15 protein-coding genes and 1 tRNA gene are annotated in these 21,533 nt (G+C 46.8%); 10 read left to right on the top strand and 6 right to left on the bottom strand.

Annotated features, from left to right (window positions below; genetic code table 11):
- Positions 1-690 precede the first annotated feature (690 nt).
- Positions 691-775, bottom strand: a tRNA-Leu gene (locus BM082_RS15695).
- Between the two features lie 186 nt (positions 776-961).
- On the opposite strand from BM082_RS15695, the gene BM082_RS15690 reads away from it, so the two are divergent.
- Positions 962-1,441: an RDD family protein gene (locus BM082_RS15690; protein WP_017008641.1), complete on the top strand. Its 480-nt coding sequence runs from the start codon at positions 962-964 to the stop codon at positions 1,439-1,441.
- Between the two features lie 126 nt (positions 1,442-1,567).
- Here the strand turns inward: BM082_RS15690 and lptG are convergent, their stop codons facing one another.
- Together lptG and lptF are read right to left on the bottom strand one after the other, a co-directional pair.
- Positions 1,568-2,641: an LPS export ABC transporter permease LptG gene (gene lptG / locus BM082_RS15685; protein ID WP_017008642.1), complete on the bottom strand. Its 1,074-nt coding sequence runs from the start codon at positions 2,639-2,641 to the stop codon at positions 1,568-1,570.
- The gene (gene lptF, locus BM082_RS15680) at positions 2,641-3,741 is read right to left on the bottom strand and encodes an LPS export ABC transporter permease LptF (protein WP_026024835.1); all 1,101 of its coding nucleotides are present in this window, start codon (positions 3,739-3,741) and stop codon (positions 2,641-2,643) included. The genes lptG and lptF overlap by 1 nt, the downstream gene beginning before the upstream one ends.
- A 193-nt stretch (positions 3,742-3,934) precedes the next feature.
- Between lptF and pepA the strand changes: the two genes are divergently transcribed.
- The 6 genes from pepA (at position 3,935) to BM082_RS15650 (ending at position 14,095) form a co-directional block, all read left to right on the top strand.
- A complete protein-coding gene (gene pepA, locus BM082_RS15675) occupies positions 3,935-5,443 on the top strand; it encodes a leucyl aminopeptidase (RefSeq protein WP_017008644.1) in 1,509 nt (502 codons plus the stop codon).
- Between the two features lie 158 nt (positions 5,444-5,601).
- Complete coding sequence (locus tag BM082_RS15670) at positions 5,602-6,066, top strand: DNA polymerase III subunit chi (RefSeq protein ID WP_017013195.1); 465 nt, start codon at positions 5,602-5,604, stop codon at positions 6,064-6,066.
- 86 nt (positions 6,067-6,152) lie between these two features.
- Positions 6,153-9,038, top strand: a complete 2,886-nt coding sequence (locus BM082_RS15665; protein ID WP_074927656.1) for a valine--tRNA ligase — start codon at positions 6,153-6,155, stop codon at positions 9,036-9,038.
- 258 nt (positions 9,039-9,296) lie between these two features.
- Entirely contained in the window at positions 9,297-11,309 is a 2,013-nt protein-coding gene (locus BM082_RS15660) for a sensor histidine kinase (RefSeq protein ID WP_017013197.1), read from the top strand.
- The gene (locus tag BM082_RS15655) at positions 11,296-13,602 is read left to right on the top strand and encodes a bifunctional diguanylate cyclase/phosphodiesterase (protein ID WP_074927654.1); all 2,307 of its coding nucleotides are present in this window, start codon (positions 11,296-11,298) and stop codon (positions 13,600-13,602) included. The genes BM082_RS15660 and BM082_RS15655 overlap by 14 nt, the downstream gene beginning before the upstream one ends.
- A 91-nt stretch (positions 13,603-13,693) precedes the next feature.
- Complete coding sequence (locus BM082_RS15650; protein ID WP_017013199.1) at positions 13,694-14,095, top strand: DUF2061 domain-containing protein; 402 nt, start codon at positions 13,694-13,696, stop codon at positions 14,093-14,095.
- A gap of 103 nt (positions 14,096-14,198) precedes the next feature.
- On the opposite strand, the gene BM082_RS15645 is transcribed toward BM082_RS15650, so the two are convergent.
- Both BM082_RS15645 and BM082_RS15640 read right to left on the bottom strand, forming a co-directional pair.
- Entirely contained in the window at positions 14,199-15,200 is a 1,002-nt protein-coding gene (locus BM082_RS15645) for a M48 family metallopeptidase (RefSeq protein WP_244276028.1), read from the bottom strand.
- Positions 15,200-16,390, bottom strand: coding sequence for a YjgN family protein (locus BM082_RS15640; RefSeq protein ID WP_074927650.1), 1,191 nt, complete (start codon positions 16,388-16,390; stop codon positions 15,200-15,202). Before BM082_RS15640 ends, BM082_RS15645 begins: the two co-directional genes overlap by 1 nt.
- 342 nt (positions 16,391-16,732) lie before the next feature.
- On the opposite strand from BM082_RS15640, the gene BM082_RS15635 reads away from it, so the two are divergent.
- Entirely contained in the window at positions 16,733-17,644 is a 912-nt protein-coding gene (locus tag BM082_RS15635) for a bifunctional helix-turn-helix transcriptional regulator/GNAT family N-acetyltransferase (RefSeq protein WP_017013202.1), read from the top strand.
- Positions 17,645-17,701: 57 nt separating this feature from the next.
- On the opposite strand, the gene rraB is transcribed toward BM082_RS15635, so the two are convergent.
- Positions 17,702-18,109, bottom strand: a complete 408-nt coding sequence (gene rraB, locus BM082_RS15630) for a ribonuclease E inhibitor RraB (protein WP_017013203.1) — start codon at positions 18,107-18,109, stop codon at positions 17,702-17,704.
- Between the two features lie 602 nt (positions 18,110-18,711).
- Between rraB and arcA the strand changes: the two genes are divergently transcribed.
- Together arcA and argF are read left to right on the top strand one after the other, a co-directional pair.
- Complete coding sequence (gene arcA / locus BM082_RS15625) at positions 18,712-19,932, top strand: arginine deiminase (protein ID WP_017008654.1); 1,221 nt, start codon at positions 18,712-18,714, stop codon at positions 19,930-19,932.
- A 232-nt stretch (positions 19,933-20,164) separates the two neighbouring features.
- Positions 20,165-21,169: an ornithine carbamoyltransferase gene (gene argF / locus BM082_RS15620; RefSeq protein ID WP_017016353.1), complete on the top strand. Its 1,005-nt coding sequence runs from the start codon at positions 20,165-20,167 to the stop codon at positions 21,167-21,169.
- Positions 21,170-21,533: the final 364 nt, after the last annotated feature.

The raw sequence follows: 21,533 nt of genomic DNA, 5'->3' as shown, positions 1-21,533 counted from the left end.
TTATGTCTATCAAGTACGAGTGCCCACACAGATTGTATAGGTCAAATTGTTAAAGAACGTTGACTTGGTCACCGGCTTAACTCGCCGTGTTCCGTGTCGATGGGCCGCATTATAGAGACTTCGAACTGCTTGGCAATAGCTAATTTCAAAAAACTTAATAAAACAGGGTCAAGCGTTCGAGTTTTGCACAAAAACCACTTTTTAGCATACTTATTGAGCGAAAAATCGGCTTTTCTCACCGCATTTACTGCATGTGGCACACCATAAACCCCCTCAGCCACTATTAAGCATGGAAATAAGGCACAAACCAACGGTGTTTCTTTTCTATATATAGAGATCGCCAATCCCAGATAGGACAAGGTTTGAACACATTCCTACAGTAATGACAGATTGCACCTTAAACGTCACCCTGTGGTACATCTTTCTATATAGAGAAGAAAAAGTGTCTCTATTCACCCTTTCCACATAAAGAAAGATGAACAGCGTGAAAAGATACACTTTGTGAGCATAGAGACATATGCAGAAGTTCTTAACGTGTCACCGAGCAGGTTTATGAAAACCGACATGCATACACGTTCAAAGTAGATATATATGAATATCAAAGCTCAGGTATATAGAAGGGAGATTTGTTTTTCTGAAAGCGTATAACGAAAAAAGCCCTAGTCTTTCGACTAGGGCTTTCTCGGAATTTGGTGCCCGAGGTCGGACTTGAACCGACACTCCTTTCGGAAACGGATTTTGAATCCGTCGTGTATACCAATTTCACCACTCGGGCAAGTGCGGCCAATTATACGCAAGCCGAACAACGACGCAAGCCCCTAATTCATTATTTTCGTTCAACCGTTTCTTTTTTCACCACCTTGCTATAAATGCATCCAATTAGAGTAGAGGCATTTTTACACATTCAACAACATGGCTAACGCTGGTAAACTCTACCCATACTCACTTTTTGGACAAAGGCATGTCTCAATCTTCTGTTTCTTTTAGCGTACCGAAAGGTGCGGGCTTTTTTAGGCGCATGGGCGCGTGGTTATATGACTTGTTAGTGCTTGCAGCTGTCGAGATGCTGGCTATCGGTATTGTCGTGGGCGGCATTGCTCTTGCGGTACAGTTTGGGTTTTCTATTGAAGGTTATGTCGATGTCAGTGATTACCTCGCCAGGGATCCTTTCGTTAGTCCACTCTTCACCGTTTACGTGTTTGCTGTTGCCGCTCTTTTCTATGCCTTCTTCTGGACGCGCGCCGGACAGACAGTTGGCATGAAAGCATGGAAACTGAGAGTCGTGAGCGAATTTGGCGGAAACATCACTTTTACGCAGTCTCTGATTCGAATGGCTACGTCTTGCTTGGGGATTGGCAATCTTCTTACGCTATTTGATCGAAACAACCGAGCGTTTCAAGATCACTTCTCTCACAGCCAAGTGATTAAAATTGAAAAATAGAGCCTCAAGTATGGGGTAGCGTTCCATCAAAAGACCCCATCATACAAACGTAAAAGAGGGAGCACATGTGCTCCCTCTTTGTATATTCGATGTCTCTCGAACTCGCTGATACGAGACGTCGCTAGCTTATAGCTTTCTATTCAACAGGTACAAGGTCACACCGATGAATGCCAAACTAGGCGCAACCGCGCCAAAGAACGGAGGTAACTGGTAAACCAAGGTCAGTGGTCCAAACACCTCATTCGAGATATAGAAACCGAAACCAAAGATCACGCCAGACAACACCCTCGCCCCCATGGTCACAGAACGAAGTGGACCAAAGACAAAACTCAAGGCCAGCAGCATCATTACACCAATAGAAAGCGGTTGGAGCACTTTACGCCACAAGGCGAGTTCATAACGGGAAGCATCTTGTTCAGACGCTTTCAAATACTCTACATAGCTATAGACACCTGATAGTGATAACTCTTCAGGCTTCACCGTTACGATAGAAAGCTTCTCTGGCGTCAGTGTGGTACGCCAAGCTAACTCATCTTTTTTCGTCTCATCGATTTTAACGGCACCGCTAAAATGCGTGATCGTCACGTTGTTCAACAGCCAACTATCTTTATCCAGAAAATCGCCGCTTTGCGCGAACACCATTTCTTTTAGGTTCTGTTCGTCATCAAACTTCCAGATGTTAACGCCCGTTAACGATTCTTTCTGATCAGTACGTGCGATGTAGATAAAGTCACCGCCATCTTTCGCCCACACACCACTTCGCACCGACATGACGTTACCGCCCGACTTCGCAAAAGCTCTTAGTTCACGTGCGGCTTTTTGCGCATCAGGTGCACCCCATTGACCAAGCGCCAATACGATCAGCATCAGTGGCATTGCCGTCTTCAAAACGGAAAGGCCAATATCTAGCTTTGAAAAGCCAGAGGCTTGCATCACCACAAGTTCAGAACTGGACGCCAATGTTCCAAGACCAATCAACGCCCCCAGCAACACCGCCATAGGGAAAAACATCTCGATATCACGCGGCATACTCAACAAGACATATTGCACCGCGGTCATCATGGTAAAAATACCATCGCCCACAGAACGTAGCTGCTCAACGAATTTGATAATGGCAGAAAGCCCCACCAAGGTCGCGAGACACAAGGTCGTCGTCGCGATAATGGTTCGCCCGATGTAGAGATCGAGAATTTTAAACATTAGGCTGCTCTCCGCAGTCGATATTTTAGCTTGCGCATCGGTAAGCTATCCCAGCTTATGAGAATAAATGCCACGAGCAAGGCAATGATATTGACGCTCCAAAGCCCGATTTCAGGTGCAAGGTTCCCCTCCTCTATCGCCGATTTCGCAGCACTGATCGCTAAGAAGTAAGCGAGATAGAGCAACACCGCAGGAAACAGTTTTGCAAACCGCCCCTGACGTGGGTTCACCGAAGACAACGGCACTACAATCATGGTCATTAATGGAATACACAGTACCAGTGAAATACGCCATTGCAGTTCAGCTTGCGCACGTTCTGACGGTTCATTTAATAATTGCTGTGTCGGTACGGCATCCCAGTCTCGGTGTTTTTGCCTTACCTCACGTTGACCAATCAACACCTGATAATTTTCATATTCGGTGACGGTGTAGTCCAAACGTGTCGGCACACCTTCATATCGTGTCCCGGTGTTGAGATCTAGCACCTGACGGCCATCAGGCAACTCAGTCACAAAGCCTTTTTCTGCCACAACGACATTCGGTCGCATTGTTCCGCGAGGAACAGGTTGTGCGATAAACACTTTATGTAAATCTTTACCACTGCCAGTGATATCACCCACATACACGACCGCTTCTCCATCAGGAGAGGATTGAATTTGGCCTTTCACGAGCAACTCAAGGCCGCTTTCAGACTCAAGGCTTTCCATCACCTTGATCTCTTTATCATTTGCCCATGGCGTTAACCAAAGCGCATTAAAGGCAGCAACAGCCCCCGTCAAAAGCGCAAGATACAGCGCAGCGCGGATCAAAAACTTATTTCCGATCCCTGTCGCATTCATGACGGTGATTTCACTTTCGGCGTACAGACGGCCAAAAGTGATCAAAATACCTATATATAGACTCAAGGGCAGCATTAACATGGCCATCGAGGGCATATAAAGTCCTACTAATGTCAGGACTTCATTACCCGGAATTGAACCATCTGTTGCATTTGCTAGCACTCGGATAAATTTCTGACTAAAAAAGACCAGAAATAGTACAAACAGTACCGCAAGTTGCGTTTTCACTGTCTCTCGGATCAAATACCGAACAATAATCACGGCGTTTTACCTTTAGAAAACTTGTTTTTTTACTCGAATCGCTATAGTTTTTCGGTAAATCAGTTGTTTTTTAATCTTTCGGCCAAGTGTTGACCTGCTTGTTTCAATTTACCTCGAACATGGATTCGAGTTCCGATAAAGCGGGCATTATCCAACATTTAGCCCCACTTGTCTTTAGGATGTAGGAGTACGCATGGAGTTCAGTGTAAAAAGCGGAAGTCCCGAAAAGCAGCGCAGTGCTTGTATCGTAGTCGGTGTATTTGAACCACGCCGTCTGTCTCCGGTTGCGGAACAACTCGACAAGATCAGCGATGGATACATTAGCAGCCTGCTGCGTCGTGGTGATCTTGAAGGCAAGCCAGGCCAAATGCTGCTCTTGCACCATGTGCCTAACGTGTTGTCTGAACGCGTACTGTTGGTAGGTTGTGGTAAAGAGCGTGAGCTTGGTGAACGTCAATATAAAGAAATCATCAAAAACACCATCAACACCCTTAACGAAACAGGCTCAATGGAAGCCGTTTGCTTCCTGACTGAACTGCACGTTAAAGGTCGCGACACATACTGGAAAGTCCGCCAGGCCGTTGAAAGCACCAAAGACAGCCTCTACACCTTTAATCAATTCAAAAGTGTTAAACCAGAAACACGCCGTCCACTTCGCAAATTGGTCTTCAATGTACCAACACGTCGCGAATTGAACCTTGGCGAGCGCGCCATTGCGCACGGCCTTGCGGTTGCTTCTGGTGTGAACGCCTGTAAAGACCTTGGCAACATGCCGCCAAACGTCGCCAACCCAGCTTACCTTGCTTCTCAAGCACGTCGCCTTGCCGATGACTTTGAAAAAGTCACCACCAAAATCATTGGTGAGCAAGAGATGAAAGAGCTTGGCATGACGTCTTACCTGGCCGTAGGCCAAGGCTCGAAGAACGAATCATTCATGTCGATCATGGAATACAAAGGCCACCCAGATCCAGATGCGAAACCTATCGTTCTGGTCGGTAAAGGTTTGACCTTTGATGCCGGCGGTATCTCATTGAAGCCACCAGCAAACATGGACGAAATGAAGTACGACATGTGTGGTGCAGCCTCTGTCTTTGGCACCATGAAGTCGCTCGCGAAACTTGATTTACCGATCAACGTTGTCGGCGTGCTTGCAGGGTGTGAAAACATGCCTGACGGCAATGCATACCGCCCAGGCGACATCGTCACCACCATGTCAGGTCAAACCGTTGAAGTATTGAATACCGATGCTGAAGGCCGTTTGGTACTGTGTGATGCGTTGACATATGTCGAGCGTTACGAACCAGAATGCGTGGTTGACGTAGCAACCCTAACCGGCGCGTGTATCGTGGCATTGAGCCATCACATCAGTGGCTTGATCTCTAACCACAACCCACTGGCACACGAAATCGTGAATGCGTCTGAGCAAGCGGGTGATCGAGCATGGCGCCTGCCGATGACAGAAGAGTACCAAGAGCAGCTGAAGAGCCCATTTGCTGATATGGCGAATATTGGTAGCCCTGGTGGTGGCACAATCGTAGCCGGCTGTTTCTTGTCCCGCTTTGCGAAGAAATACAATTGGGCACACCTTGATGTTGCTGGTACCTCCTTCCGTGGTGGCGCAAACAAAGGTGCAACCGGTCGCCCTGTCCCATTGCTTGTCCAGTTCCTTCTGAACCGTTCAGGCCTAGAGACAGTGGAATAACAAATACCGCTGAACAGAAAAGGAGGCCAAGGCCTCCTTTTTTCATGTCTCGGTTTTTAAGATCTGGTTTGGTCGAAAGGATTACACAAAGCGATGGCTTTTAAAGCAATCTCACCGCACACTGAGCCAAGAAAACACGCGCTATAAAGGACAATGAAATGGCACTGGCAACCTTTTATCTTTTAGATGAATCCGACACTCAGCCTCAGCAGAGTATGTTGGATAAAGTCTGCCAGCTTTCCGCCCTTTATAGCCAGCAAGGCATGAAGGTTTACATTTCGGCCAATGACAAGCCTCAAGCCGAAAAGGTCGATGAGCAGCTTTGGCAACTTTCTCCTGATCAATTCGTTCCCCATAACTTAGTGGGCGAAGGGCCACGAGGTGGTGCGCAAGTCGAAATTGGTTGGGCGGGTGTTAGGCCTTCAGGACACCGAAATGTCCTGATAAACTTGGCCGAAGAAGCAGCAACTTTTGCGCCTTCCTTTGCACAAGTGGTAGACTTCGTGCCTTGCGAAGAAGCTCTCAAGCAACAAGCAAGAGAGCGCTACAAAATTTATCGCATGGCGGGGCGACAAATGCGAACCCTCGCCATGAACGAAATGTCCGATACCTCAAGTAATTGACGCACTTTTTTGCCAAACACTGACTGATTGGCAACGAAGGAAATCGACGAAAAAGGGTTACATCACACTGAGCCATCAAGAGCGCTATGGAAAAGACATACAACCCAACATCAATTGAAACGGCGCTTTACCAGCGCTGGGAAGAGGCTGGTTACTTTAAGCCTCACGGTGACACATCAAAAGATGCATACAGCATCATGATCCCACCACCAAATGTCACTGGTAGCCTTCACATGGGCCACGCGTTCCAAGATACCATTATGGATACCTTGATCCGCTGTGAGCGCATGAAAGGTAAAAACACCTTGTGGCAAGTGGGTACTGACCACGCTGGTATCGCGACACAAATGGTTGTTGAACGCAAAATTGCCGCAGAAGAAGGCAAAACAAAACACGATTACGGTCGTGAGGCGTTCATCGACAAGATTTGGGAGTGGAAAGGCGAATCCGGTGGCACCATCACCAAGCAGCTTCGTCGTCTTGGCGCATCTGTCGACTGGGATCGTGAACGATTCACCATGGATGACGGCCTGTCTAACGCCGTTCAAGAAGTGTTTGTTCGTCTTTTCCAAGAAGATCTTATCTACCGTGGTAAGCGTCTGGTTAACTGGGACCCGAAACTGCACACTGCAATTTCTGACCTAGAAGTCGAAAATAAAGACGTGAAAGGCCACATGTGGCATTTCCGTTACCCACTGGCTGACGGCGTAAAAACAGCAGACGGCAAAGACTACATTGTTGTTGCAACCACACGTCCAGAAACCATGCTGGGCGACACAGGTGTTGCTGTAAACCCTGAAGACCCGCGCTACAAAGCGCTGATCGGCAAAGAAATCATGCTGCCAATCGTGAATCGTCGCATCCCTATCGTGGGCGATGAGCACGCAGACATGGAAAAAGGCACAGGTTGTGTGAAGATCACCCCTGCGCACGACTTCAATGACTATGAAGTCGGCAAACGCCACCAGTTGCCAATGATCAACATCCTGACCTTCAATGCTGACATCCGTGACAGCGCTGAAGTGTTCAACACCAACGGCGAAGCAAGCGAAGCATACAACTCGGAGCTTCCAGAAGCTTACCGTGGCATGGAACGTTTCGCTGCACGTAAAGCAATCGTTGCTGAATTCGACACACTCGGTCTGCTTGAAGAAATCAAAGATCACGATCTCACTGTGCCTTACGGCGACCGTGGTGGTGTGGTCATTGAGCCAATGCTGACTGACCAATGGTACGTGCGTGCTGCAACGCTGGCGAAACCTGCCGTTGAAGCTGTTGAGAATGGCGACATTCAATTCGTGCCTAAACAATACGAAAACATGTACTTCTCTTGGATGCGTGACATTCAAGATTGGTGTATCTCTCGCCAACTTTGGTGGGGTCACCGCATTCCTGCATGGTATGACAACGACGGTAACGTTTATGTTGGTCGCAGCGAAGAAGAAGTGCGTGAGCAAAACAACCTTGCCCCTGTGGTTGTGCTTCGCCAAGACGACGATGTACTGGATACCTGGTTTTCCTCTGCGCTTTGGACCTTCGGTACACAAGGCTGGCCTGAGCAGACCCCAGATCTGAAAACCTTCCACCCGTCTGACGTGTTGGTTACTGGTTTTGACATCATCTTCTTCTGGGTTGCGCGCATGATCATGATGACCATGCATTTCTGTAAAGACGAAGACGGCAAGCCACAAGTGCCATTCAAAACCGTTTACGTTACCGGTCTTATCCGTGATGAGAACGGCGACAAGATGTCGAAATCAAAGGGCAACGTACTTGACCCAATCGACATGATTGACGGTATTGATCTGGAATCTCTGGTTGAGAAGCGTTGTGGCAACATGATGCAGCCTCAGCTTGCAGCCAAGATTGAAAAGAACACCCGTAAAGCGTTTGAAGGCGGTATCGAACCTTACGGTACAGACGCACTGCGTTTCACCCTAGCCGCCATGGCATCAACCGGCCGTGACATCAACTGGGACATGAAACGCCTTGAAGGTTACCGCAACTTCTGTAACAAGCTATGGAACGCAAGCCGTTACGTACTGATGAACGCAGAAGACCAAGATTGTGGCACCTCTTTGTCTCAAGAGCAGCGCGCCGCGATGGAATTCTCATTGGCAGACAAATGGATTGAATCTCAATTCCAGCTGGCAGCAAAAGATTTCAACGCACACATCGAGAACTTCCGTTTGGATATGGCAGCAAACACGCTGTACGAATTCATCTGGAATCAATTCTGTGACTGGTACTTAGAGCTGACCAAACCTGTTCTTTGGAAAGGCACGGAAGCACAGCAGCAAGCAACCCGCTACACGCTGATCACTGTGCTTGAGAAGACGCTTCGTCTTGCTCACCCAGTATTGCCATATATCACCGAATCTATCTGGCAGAGCGTTAAGCCATTGGTTGAAGGTATTGATGCGGCTGACTTTGATGAAACCATCATGCTACAAGCATTGCCTCAATACGATGAAGCACAGTTCGATGCCAATGCACTGGCTGACATCGAGTGGGTGAAAGCGTTTATTACGTCTATCCGTAACCTGCGTGCAGAGTACGACATCGCACCAAGCAAAGCGCTTGATGTGATGCTGAAAGCCGCAGACGAGAAAGACGTGGCGCGTCTAGAAGCAAACACCAAAGTCTTGGCATCACTGGCTAAGCTTGAAGGCGTTCGTGTACTGACTGCAGACGAAGAAACGCCAGCGTGTGCAACTGCACTGGTTGGTAAGTCTACGCTGATGATCCCAATGGCAGGCCTTATCGACAAAGATGCAGAGCTTGCTCGTCTAGACAAAGAAATCGCGAAAACCGAAGGCGAGATCAAGCGTATTGCTGGTAAGTTAGGCAACCAAGGCTTTGTTGCTAAAGCACCAGAAGCGGTTGTTGACGCTGAGCGCGCGAAGCTTGATGGCTACAAAGAAACATTAGTGAAATTGGAAGAACAAAAAGCAACTATCGCTGGACTGTAAAACTTCCAGACTTTTGCTGTAATAACACCAAATATCACGGCCTCACTTGTTGGGGCCGTTTTTTTACCCATACCTCTCTTAATTATCTTTAGAAACAAATCATTAGTGATAGTTCTCTAATTACACAACTCAGATACCTCCAACCTTTATATTTTCATTTACGTGACATTAGCCGCAATAGAAAAGCACATTTATATTGAGAGCTCTATCAGTTGCTACCTTTTATCGTACGAAATCCTGCAAAAAGTACGTTATAAAATGAACTCAATTGCACAAAAAATGAACTTTGCATTGCTCTCTTTGACCGTTCTTATGTTCACCATTTCGTCCGTCACTATCTGGGTTGCTGTACAAACACGAGCCAGTACGGATGACTTATTGAACAAAGCGCTCCCCAATGCCATCGCTACCATTCATATGGTTGATGAGTTGGGTGAAATGATGATCAACTTGATGGAGTACACCAACGGTGAAATTGAGGAGCGCGCAGACTTTAAGCAGAATTATGACGCTTTCTCTGAATACAAAAGCCAAGTCGTTGCCACGAATAATGCCGCCATTAGCGAGGACATAGCCAAAGTTGATGTGCTTCAAAAAAACCTTGTGCTCTTCGCCAATTCTCGTATTTTTGATGCGTTTGATCCTTTGGCTGAACAACAAGCTAAACTGCGGATTCAAACAATCTCTGAGCCATTACAAGCGTTGCTCCTGACAATGCTTGAGGATGTGCTCACAGAAGCAAAAAAACATGATGCCCCTGGCGGAAACACATACCAAGTAACGATTGAATACTACGCAGAACTCCTTGATGAAGTGACTGACGTACAAGCTGATTTCAAGCGTTTTCTTTCGGGCGATACCGACGCAAAAGCCCAGTTCTTCACAGATGCAGATGAGTTTAATCATTACATCCATAGACTCATCCCTTTGGAAAAAAACGCGTCACGCCTAGCGCAATTGGATTCAGCCAAACGCCAATTTAACCACTTTCTTACAACGGCAACAGAGCTATTTCAAGTGTTCGACAATGGTGCTCAGCTAAGCGCATTTAGAGCCGTTGATTACTACGGTCACAATGAATATCCACGCATGAAGGCCATTCTCAACAAGATGGCTGATCATTCAGATAACTTGTTGCTCAAAGAGTCAGAGCGCCTAAATCACGCAGCAACCATCGCTGTATATATTCTCTCCATCGTCATTTTAATTTCAGCAACCGTGCTTGCTACTATCATTCTTTTCTTCCGGCGCTCATTGTTTACCCCTCTGAAGAAAGTAGACAAAGCCATCAACTCTCTAAGAATGGGCCAAAGAGACATTGAATTTGATGCAGCAGAAGACAATGAGCTCGGGCGCATCACACAAAGCCTGAAAACCTTTCAGTATGAACTCTCAGAGATTGATAGCCTGAGAGAAGAAAACGCGAAGCAGAAAAATGTACTTAAGCAAGACAAAATCGATCTAACCAATGCACTAGAGAACCTCAAGTCTGCGCAATCAAAACTCATCGAAACCGAAAAGATGTCGTCTCTAGGCAGCTTAGTGGCAGGGGTTTCCCACGAAATTAATACCCCTCTGGGCATCTCCGTCACGATGGCAAGTACGCTAGAAGATGAACATCGTAAATTTATGCTCAAGCTTCATTCAGGAGAGATAGAACGCACACACCTCGATAATTTTGGTGATGTCAGTAATGAGTCATTTCACGTGCTCAACCGTTCTCTCAGGCAAGCCTCCGATCTCATTAATAGCTTCAAGCAAGTCGCGAACGATCAGACCAGTGAGCAACTGCGTGATTTTGAACTCGGCGCACTGATGCGTGAGGTTTACAGCACGCTCCATCATTTGATCAAAAACCGCCCTATCACTTACGTTGCCGATATTGATGAAAACATTCCAATGGTGAGCTACCCAGGCCCCATAGGCCAAGTGTTCACCAACCTCTTTAATAACTCCATCATTCATGGTTTTGAAGATCAAAGCTCGGGAGAAATCACGCTCACCGTTAGACGAATCAATGACCATGTAAGCATCGTATATCACGACACAGGAAAAGGATTAGATGAAAAGGCTCAAAAGCGCATTTTCGAGCCTTTTTATACAACACGACTTGGTAAAGGAGGCTCAGGGATGGGCATGCACATTGTCTACAACTTGATCGTAAATACGCTTCAAGGAGAGATATCAGTCAGTAGTGATAATGGTGCTGTTTTTGAAATACGGCTACCGATGGTAATCACACAAAATGAGGTGACGTATGAGTGCATTTAAAATCAATATAATCGATACGCCATCAACACCATCTTGCCGCCCAGAGACTGGAAAAACCTGGAAAATTGCAGTGATCGATGATGAAGAATCAATGCATCAGGCAACAACGCTCGCACTGCGCAATATCAGCGTCATGGGCTACCCACTCAGTTTTCTACATGCTTATTCTGGCGAAGAAGGTAAAGCACTCCTTCAGCAACATCCGGACACTGCTGTGGTGCTGCTCGATGTGGTCATGGAAAAAGAAGATGCAGGGCTTGTCCTTGCCAATATCATACGCAATGAGCTCAATAACAAAACCACGCAAATCGTATTACGCACAGGCCAACCGGGATACGCGCCTGAAGAAGCCATCATTGAACGCTTTGAGATCAACGACTATAAAACAAAAAATGAACTGACACGCAATAAACTCTTTAGCACCATCTGCACCGCCATTCGGTCATACAAAAATCTAATATCGATTGAAAAAAGTCGCGATGGTTTAAGGAAAATCATTGAGTCTAGCGCGGATCAATTTCAAGAGCGTTCACTTGCCCGCTTTTCTGAAGGCGTTCTTGAACAGATCAATGTGCTCTTTGATATTCACTCAGAAGGGATATTCTGTGTTTCTACCCGTCCAATGAACCCACCCAAAGAATTGGCCAAAATCTACTACCAATCTAAATCAGAAGAAAATGAAAGTATTGTTGTTGCTGCTAGCCAGAAATACCTCAATGCTTTTGGTAAAAAATTAGAACAACTTCCACTCGATGATGCATCTCTCAGCGTTATTCATCAATCACTTAAAGAATCACGCAATATTATTCGAGGTAATGATGTCGCATTGTACCTCAGTACGCCAAGCCAATGGAGAGCCGTCATTTACATCCATAGCGACAAAGAAGATGCTATCAACAATATCGACCCAGAACTGCTTTCCGTATTTATTCAAAACGCCTCGTTAGGGCTTGAGAACACCAAGTACATCAGCCAATTATTGGATGCGGCATTCGTCGATGAAGTCACAGGCCTCGCGAGTCGCCTAGGGTTTGTCGATAACTATGCGCCTTCGCTGTTGGAAAAAGAAGGCGCGCTCACCCTCTCAGTGATCGATATTGATGATTTCCACCAAATCACCGAATCTCTGGGGTTTGATTTTGGTAGCAAAGTCTTGCGCGCTTTCGCCAATGTTTTAAAACAAAGTCTTCCTAGTAACAGCGTTATTGCTCGCCTTCACAGTGACTCATTTGCAATTGCTACCCCTATTGATGAACCCGCACTCCTAGATACACTTCAATCAATCCAAGAGACAACGTTGTCTCTGCAGGAAGTTGGCTCCATTCGCCTCGGTGTCAGTGCTGGCTTGCATAAAATCGTATTAAATGAAGATGATAACTGTATTGAAAAAGCGCTATGTCGTGCCGAAATGGCCTTAAAGCAAGCCAAAATTCAGCGAAGAGGAGAAACGCTAACCTTTGATAGCCTCATGGAAAAAAACTGCAATGAAAGACTGCTCATCATCAATAAGCTTCGCCAAGATCTGACTGACGAAAAGCTCTACATGATGTTTCAGCCTAAAGTGTGTATTCATGATGGCTCCATCATAGGCGCAGAGGCCTTAGTGCGTTGGCATCACCAAGAACTGGGGCATGTTTCCCCCGCCGTATTTGTTCCCATTGCAGAAGCTGCTGGACTGAGTTTTGAGCTGGACATGTTTGTTTTTCGCTCCGTGTGTCAGATCATGGCCGAAAACCCTGAATTTCCAGAGATTGCCATCAACATCTCCCCGCTTTCATTTAATCGAAGAGAACTTATTCCGTTTTTAAATCAAATGCTGGCAACCTATCAAATTGACAAAAAGCGTATCTCTCTAGAAATCACCGAAGGTTGTATGGTGCAAGGAGAAGGCTCTAGAAAGAAAATGGCTGAACTCCATACGCAGCAATGGTGTTTGCATTTGGATGACTTTGGCAGTGGATACTCCTCCTTTGGCTATCTGCTCGAACTCCCTGTGTCGGTAATAAAAATTGATCGTATATTTACGTGGGAGCTCAGCAAATGTGAGCGCGCCGATCGGTTATTAGGAGGCATGGTCAACATGCTCAGTGGCATGGGGAAAAAAGTGCTCATTGAAGGACTGGAGACAGAAGAGCAAGTGAATGCGGCACGAGAGGCAGGTTTAGATATGGCGCAAGGGTACTACTTCTATAAGCCCCTGCTTATTGGCGATCTCATGTCAGCTTTCAATGAGAAAAAGTACCACCATACCCAACCAGTAATTAATCATGCATCCGTTTCTCAGAGTAATTGATAGTTATTGTCTATCGAATAGATAAAGCATACCAACTTACCTAATTGATAATCGTTCGTAATAATCAGCTCATACCGATGAGGAACTGATTATGAAAAAAACCGTAAGTTTTGCTGTGATTCACTTTACCGTTGCGTTCACTGTCGCGTTTGTCCTGACGGGCGATATTCTGCTGGGTAGCTTGATTGCCATGGTAGAGCCTATGGTCAACACCGTTGCCTTTTACTTCCATGAAAAAGCGTGGGAGAGCAAGATGTTGAAAAATGCACTGCGCGGTAACCCAGGCCGTAAAACCGCGAGCTTTGCTGCTGTTCACTTCAGTGTCGCGTTTACCGTCGTGTATTTGCTAACAGGAGACATATTGGTGGGCAGTCTCATGGCAATGATTGAACCTTGTATCAACACCATGGCGTACTATTTCCATGAGAAGGTATGGCAAAAAAGAGCAACACTGAATACTTGGTATTGTCACCATGATTCAATGATCGCGTAGCGCACAATCCGTTCCCGACCAACCAGGTTACCCATTAATGAAAAAGCAGCCTTCTGGCTGCTTTTTCATTACAGTGATATACGGCACCTGCGCGTATACTTCCCTACGGATTGAACTGCTTTGCCGCTTCTATACGCGTGTTAGTATCAGGATGGGAACTCAACCACTCCATCGACATTTCAGCGCCGTGGGCCGCACTAAGTTTCTCAAACATCTCAGCAAGCGCAGTGGTGTCACCATACTTTGCCATTAAATGTGTTGCCGAAAAGGCATCAGACTCTTCTTCATTTTCACGCGAATATCCCGCAGTGACAAACAGCACTCCCAGACCCGTTAAAGTATCAATCACGCCCGTGCTTTCCCCGGTGATCACCGCGACAGACACCGATACCAAGGTAGATTGCACGAGTGATGTCATCACGTGCTGATAGTAAACGTGCCCAAGCTCATGAAGCAGAATCGCATTCAGTTGGCGATCGCTATCAGCTATCGCGACTAAAGAATCCATCAGGATCACCGTCCCATCACTCAATGCAAACGCATTCGGCCCTCGCTCCCAAGAACGAAAAACCAAGCGAGGAGGCACTGGCATAGGCGGTAAATCAGCCACGAGTCGATCAAACTCTGCCTGAATATGCGTTCGCTGCTCAATGGGAAGCTCTGACGGTTTCAGCAAGCGCTCGTCTAGCTGTGAAAGCACATGTTCACCAACAGCTACAGGCACTTCCTCAGGCAAAAGAGTCACAATCCCTTTGCTCATACTGGGCAACCCAACGTAGAAGAATGCTCCAATGAGCAAAACGGCAATGAACACGCAAGAGAGGATCGCCAACTTGCTACTTTCAAGCCACGATAATCCGCTTTTTTGGGATTGCAGAAAGTAAGCAGGCAATGCACTTTCATTGTCAGGAATGAAAAGATCACCATCAGGAAAGCGAAGTTTAATGGGAATATTCCCCACCTTCTCAGTGCATGTGATCTCTTCTAAGCGGCAATCAATACGATGGTCTTCGTATTGCAACACAGCACGTGTCTCACCCAATACCATCAAGGTCGCACGCATTCGGCTCGATTGCTGCGGGGGATAAGCATATCCTTCCGTCATTACCCGATCCCGATTTCCAAATCAAAGGCTTGAGAGACTTCATCACCAATGGATGAATTGGCATCTAATTGATCGTCAAATGCGGTCAACTCATTCAAATCACCATGCACAGTGGTAACGGATAACACATAGCGGGCGGTTCTCACCTTCACCCATGGTCGAGCAAGACCCAAGGTAAAGACCTGCAAGAAGAAGTTGGTGATGATCAATAAGGCATAACTCGTCGTGTCCATGTTCGACCCCAAACGATAGTCAGGCATGCCTTCAATCTGCATTTGGTTAAACACATGGTTACGGGTTCGGCATGCAATAAATGCCGTTACCACCAACATGGCCGCGAAAAACAAACCGTAGCCGACCATGAGCATCACGAAGACACCGGCAAACGCGAACAGGTTATCGAGCGTTAAGTTATCAGGGTCGAAATTGTCAGGAAAGCCATCCATCCCCGCCCAAGACGACGGGTCACTGAACACGACGAAAATCCCTGTCACCAACGCCGACGCAATACTCACCGCTATCATGGTGATTGCCCCGATCAAAATGGCCCATAAATAGGTGCGGACAAAAAAGCCCGTTGAAAGCTCAGCCTTAAATTTCAGCTTGCCGTAACCATAACCGTTGGCGAAATAACTCGAGATGCCTTTAATGATCCACGCATAGGTAACAAACAGTACCGCTATACCCACCAAGATCGTGCCTATCGTGACACCCACACTTATTTGCGCTGACGCAATCATGGCAACAACAAAAATGATGAAACAGAAAACAGCGCCCCGTCCCAAAATGTTGCCATAAGCGCCTAACAGTGTGCCCGTGAAATTGAGTCTCACGTTTCTAAAGCTGGTCATCTTTGCATTAAACCGAGCATTGTTTCGGAGCAACCATGGCATCACCAGCAGCCCGAAGACCAAAAGGAACATTGAGGCGATAGGAAAGAACTGCCCAACAGCAAACCAGATGATGACGGCAATGGTCGCAACGATACGTCCAATCAGAATTTGAATCGGCGTTGCGTGATATTCGAAGCGATCACCGGCCAGTTCTGTATTTCCATAGAAATAGCGCTTAGTGCGCACTTTCGCCCACGCTGAATAGATCCCGAGCGTTAACACGCTCAGAAGAATATTGACTATCCATATCCCGAAGTACTCACGGCCCGAGCCGTGAAACGTCATTTTGTTTTCCATAATAGGCACTCCTTGCCAACACCTTGTCCTGCCCGAATGCATCGGGTTTAATTATTTTTAATATCACATTCTAATTACCATCAAGGCATTACGCAGTCCAGACCTCGCCAACTGCGAACTAAACGACTCTTTGTATTGCAACAGCCGTACAACTTATTTCCACGTGTCACCAACGCGCAGATTTCAAGGCGTCTCATCGCGCTCAGTCAAAAGAAGAGCATCGAAGTTGGGGCGTTTTCTTTCTAAGCTTTTCAAGAATAAGGTAAACGCGACAGGTGCAATTGCCCCATTTTCAGGCACAATCATAAAGGCAGTATTTTTAAGGACATGAGAGGATTAAGGATGAACACCGGACCCATTGAAATTCGACAGTTAGTGCGTCAATTGCTAAGGCATAGAGGGCTGCTGGACAATATCTACGGCACCAGCGGTCTCACCACCATCCAATGCCATGTTCTGATTGAGTTAGAACAAAAAAACCTCAACGCCGATCAATTGGCTTCTCGCCTTAATATTGATGTCGCGAATGCCAACCGCACCTTGGCGATCTTAATCAACAATAACAACATCGCCTATCACGTCAAATCTGCCCACACACAACCAAGCTATCAGCTCACCGACACAGGACGAACACGCTTAAATGCACACCACGAAGGCATAAACCAAGAAATTGCCTTGTACCTAGAGCAGTTAGACAGCGATGAAATTGATGTCCTATCTTCTTCCCTTTCGCGATATAACCGCGCAATGGAACAAAGCGAAAAACAAAAAGGGTTTACCTTTCGCTTGTTAGAGCCCGCAGACAACGCCGCCATTGCTGCGGTAATTCGTAAAGTGTCTGCCGAATATGGTCTCACCGAAGACAAAGGCTACAGCGTGGCAGATCCAACGCTGGACACGCTCAGTGAAAGCTACAAAGCAGACAATGCGGCTTACTGGGTGGTTGAGAAGGATGGGAAAATATTAGGCGGAGGCGGTATCGCCCCTTTGCTCGGACAAGAAAATACCTGCGAGCTTCAGAAAATGTATTTTCGCCCAGTGCTCCGCGGCAAAGGCTTCGCACGAAGAATGGTGGCCCATGCACTCAAATTTGCGCGAGAACAGGGCTATGACGCCTGCTACCTTGAAACAACCGCCTGCCTCAAAGAAGCTATCGGTCTCTATGCGTCGATGGGCTTTAAACAACTCGATGGCCCATTGGGAAACACAGGGCACAGCGATTGTGAAGTCTGCATGCTGAAAACACTGAAGTAAGCATTTTTTAGCGACAAAAAAAGCCGGCAAGCCGGCTTTTTTCTGAACAACGGTGAATTACTTCGCGTCTTCTTCTTCCTCGAGATCACCTTCTTCTTCGTCATCTTCTTCATCAGACTCAAAGTACGTGCCCCAACCGTCATAATCGATCTTGTTTTTTTCTGCCAGAGCGACGAGCTTTTCTACTTGCTCGTCGATACGCTCAGCGTCCAATGCAGTTTCCATTACCGCGTCAAAGCAAACAACTGTGCTGCCGTCTTCAAGCTCAAGCTCTTCCGCTTCAAACACTTCAAAACCCAACTTAAACGCTTCCACTGCAGCCGTTTCCAATTCAGCAAAGCTGTCCGCAGACAAGTGGTGCTCAATGGTGTAAAGCGCATCTGGATCGCTGCCGTCATCTAGCAGTGCAGCAATGATTTCGCGTGTTTCGGCTTTTTGTTCTTCAATAATGTCAGCGTAAGACATTGGATAACTCCAGACTGAGAAAATACGGGGGAACTATGGCACGGATTGATGCGCTTTTCCATGACGATTTCACGTCAATTTTGCGCCCCTAAATCCTGTCTTTACCACAGCAATAAATCACACCTTTACGTGCTAATTAAAAGTAAAATTGACCTTAAGGAACAAGGTTGTCATTATTTGAGAACAGAGTAATAACAAGACAAGATGCTAAATAACCCTAGCGTTAGCGGTATCTTGCTCTAATAAATGGCTCGATTATGGAATAGTGTGCAAACATTTCGCATAAGTACGCACACAGGATAGAAAACGGACATGATAAGCCCTTTACGCAGATGCAGTAACACGCACCGTAAAGACGCCGTTTCATCGTATTCGCTTTCATAAAGGTAAATGGATTTACGACATGTATTCAGGCGTCTTTGCCAAATTACGCCCCTCTTTTGGAATTCTGTCGCTCAATCTCCATTTTTTCCCATCAAAACGTTCAATGTCACCGTTTGCTATCAGGATCTGAGAGAAAGCCAATTTCTCTTCACAGAACAAAAGACAAACGCAGACATAACGCAAGATGGGGTAAATAAAAATTCAAGAGAGAAACGATCATGAGTCAGCTATATGTGGGTTCAGAAGTTGGAAAGTTGAAGCGTGTGATGCTTCATCGTCCAGAGCGCGCGCTAAACCACCTTACGCCATCAAACTACAAAGATTTGTTATTTGATGATGTGTTGGCCGTAGAACGTGCCGGCGAAGAACATGACGAATTCGCAAAAACACTCCGTGGTGAAGGCGTAGAAGTCCTCCTGTTACACGACTTGCTGGCTGAAACCTTGGCCATTCCAGAAGCCAAAAACTGGCTACTTGACATGCAAGTGGGCGAATACCGACTGGGTTATCAGTTTGCACAAGATGTGCGAGGTTATTTGCAAACCCTCAGTGATGAAGAATTGGCGCACATTCTTTTAGGGGGATTGAGCTACATTGACTTCCCCTTGCAATCACCTTCTATGATGCAAGCGATGCATGAGCGCACCGATTTTATTATCGACCCACTTCCTAACCACTTATTCACGCGTGATACGTCATGCTGGGTTTATGGTGGCGTATCACTGAATCCAATGGCGAAGCCTGCACGTCAGCGTGAAACCAATCATCTACGCGCCATTTATCGCTGGCACCCTACCTTCGCATCCTCAAGCTTCCACACCTATCTCGGCGAAGAGCAACGTGACTATGACAATGCCATGGTCGAAGGTGGTGATGTGCTGGTGATCGGTAACGGTGCCGTGCTTGTCGGCATGTCTGAACGCACAACACCTCAAGGTGTTGAAGCCTTGGCGCGCAGCCTGTTCAAACATGGGCAAGCAAAAGAAGTGATTGCGATTAATCTGCCGAAACACCGCTCTTGCATGCACTTAGACACAGTCATGACCCACATGGATCTTGATACCTTCTCTGTTTATCCAGAAGTGATGCGTAAAGACCTGCAATGCTGGCGTTTAGCCGATGCGGGAAAAGGCGATGTGAAAGTCACGGAAGTGGATTACTTCCTTCATGCCATCGAAAAGGCACTAAACATACCCCAGCTCAATATCATCACCACAGGGGGGGATAGCTTCGAAGCAGAACGCGAACAATGGAATGATGCCAATAACGTACTCACCGTTCGCCCAGGCGTTGTCATTGGTTACGAAGGCAATGTCTACACCAACGAAAAATACGACAAAGCAGGCATCAAAGTACTGCCGATCCCCGGCGACCAATTAGGAAGAGGCCGCGGCGGCGCGCGCTGTATGAGCTGCCCGATTGAGCGCGAAGGCTTGTAATCACGCATTATCGGCCATTAACAAACCGCCACACGACTGACAAAAGCCACCTTTCGGTGGCTTTTTTGTCGCACGAAGATAGCCCTAATACGAATATTGACGCGAGATTTATAAATATTTATTCAAAATTGTTGCATTTATGTGCGCAACTGCGTAAAAATCGTGCTTAGTGTCTACAGTGGTAACTAAGCCGCTGTTTAGAAGTACAAAGAACTTTGAAAGGGATCTCATCATGGCTTTTAATCTGCGCAACCGGAATTTTCTCAAACTTCTGGATTTCACTCCTCGCGAGATTGAACACCTGTTGTCTTTGTCTGCCGATCTCAAAAAAGCAAAATACAACGGATATGAGCAGCAAAAACTAAAGGGTAAAAACATCGCCCTGATCTTTGAAAAAGCCTCTACCCGCACGCGCTGTGCCTTTGAGGTCGCCGCGTTTGATCAAGGTGCTCAAGTGTCTTATATCGGCCCTTCAGGCTCGCAAATCGGCCATAAAGAATCGATGAAAGACACAGCTCGCGTACTTGGTCGCATGTACGATGGCATCGAGTATCGCGGTCATGGGCAAGCCATTGTTGAAGAATTGGGTAAATATGCAGGTGTGCCTGTGTGGAATGGCCTGACTGACGAATTCCATCCAACCCAGATTCTTGCCGACTTCCTCACGATGCAAGAACACGGCCGCGGCAAACAATTGCACGAAATGGCCTTTGCCTATTTGGGCGACGCACGCAACAACATGGGGAACTCCCTGATGGTTGGTGCAGCCAAAATGGGCATGGACATCCGCCTTGTTGCCCCCAAACAGTTCTGGCCTGAAGACACCTTGGTCGAACAGTGCAAAGCCATCGCCAAGGAAACCGGCGCGCAAATCACTTTGACAGAAAACGTTGAAGAAGGCGTGAAAGGCTGTGATTTCCTCTATACCGATGTGTGGGTCTCTATGGGCGAGTCGAAAGAAGCCTGGGATGAACGTGTTGCAGTCATGACGCCTTACCAGGTAAACATGGACATGGTGAAGAAAACAGGCAACCCGCATGTGAAATTCATGCATTGTTTGCCTGCCTTCCACAATGACGAAACCACCCTTGGTGCAGAAGTGGCTGAAAAGTACGGCATGAAAGGGTTAGAAGTGACCGAAGACGTGTTCGAGTCTGACTTTTCGATCGTCTTTGATGAAGCCGAAAACCGTATGCACACCATCAAAGCCGTGATGGTTGCCACGCTCGGTAGCTAATCCAATGGCGCTCTGTAACAAAGCGCTCAGTCCGCTTTGATATAAACAAAGCACGCAGAGAATGCGTGCTTTTTTTGTGTCTAACACGCTGTCGTTACATCAATTATTCTCCGAACTCGCTCAGGCAAAGTCGATAAAGAAGGCGTAAAAGCGACGATACGCCTCCCCTTCTTCACACGCTTTCCACCTCTTGCGCCGACCGAAAATGGGCGTATAATTCTCAGCAATTTGTCGAAAAAATGAATCGGAATGCCAAATTTAGCACAAAAGAACACCGCTAAAACCTGCCATTACATGGCATCGGTATCCTATTTTGTTTTTCCCGTATTTTTAGAAAAAGCCTCCTGATCGGGAGGCTTTTTTT

The organism is Enterovibrio norvegicus DSM 15893, assembly GCF_900115495.1.
GTDB classification, from domain to species: Bacteria; Pseudomonadota; Gammaproteobacteria; order Enterobacterales; family Vibrionaceae; genus Enterovibrio; species Enterovibrio norvegicus.
This window is presented reverse-complemented; position numbering and strand designations above follow the sequence as displayed.

Excerpts from the sequence above, each read along its gene's own strand:
- lptG (WP_017008642.1), bottom strand. The coding sequence starts at position 2,641 with ATGTTTAAAATTCTCGATCTCTACATCGGGCGAACCATTATCGCGACG.
- BM082_RS15635 (WP_017013202.1), top strand. The coding sequence starts at position 16,733 with ATGAACACCGGACCCATTGAAATTCGACAGTTAGTGCGTCAATTGCTA.
- BM082_RS15640 (WP_074927650.1), bottom strand. The coding sequence starts at position 16,390 with ATGGAAAACAAAATGACGTTTCACGGCTCGGGCCGTGAGTACTTCGGG.
- BM082_RS15670 (WP_017013195.1), top strand. The coding sequence starts at position 5,602 with ATGGCACTGGCAACCTTTTATCTTTTAGATGAATCCGACACTCAGCCT.
- BM082_RS15645 (WP_244276028.1), bottom strand. The coding sequence starts at position 15,200 with ATGACGGAAGGATATGCTTATCCCCCGCAGCAATCGAGCCGAATGCGT.
- BM082_RS15660 (WP_017013197.1), top strand. The coding sequence starts at position 9,297 with ATGAACTCAATTGCACAAAAAATGAACTTTGCATTGCTCTCTTTGACC.
- rraB (WP_017013203.1), bottom strand. The coding sequence starts at position 18,109 with ATGTCTTACGCTGACATTATTGAAGAACAAAAAGCCGAAACACGCGAA.
- BM082_RS15690 (WP_017008641.1), top strand. The coding sequence starts at position 962 with ATGTCTCAATCTTCTGTTTCTTTTAGCGTACCGAAAGGTGCGGGCTTT.
- pepA (WP_017008644.1), top strand. The coding sequence starts at position 3,935 with ATGGAGTTCAGTGTAAAAAGCGGAAGTCCCGAAAAGCAGCGCAGTGCT.
- BM082_RS15655 (WP_074927654.1), top strand. The coding sequence starts at position 11,296 with ATGAGTGCATTTAAAATCAATATAATCGATACGCCATCAACACCATCT.
- arcA (WP_017008654.1), top strand. The coding sequence starts at position 18,712 with ATGAGTCAGCTATATGTGGGTTCAGAAGTTGGAAAGTTGAAGCGTGTG.
- BM082_RS15665 (WP_074927656.1), top strand. The coding sequence starts at position 6,153 with ATGGAAAAGACATACAACCCAACATCAATTGAAACGGCGCTTTACCAG.
- argF (WP_017016353.1), top strand. The coding sequence starts at position 20,165 with ATGGCTTTTAATCTGCGCAACCGGAATTTTCTCAAACTTCTGGATTTC.
- BM082_RS15650 (WP_017013199.1), top strand. The coding sequence starts at position 13,694 with ATGAAAAAAACCGTAAGTTTTGCTGTGATTCACTTTACCGTTGCGTTC.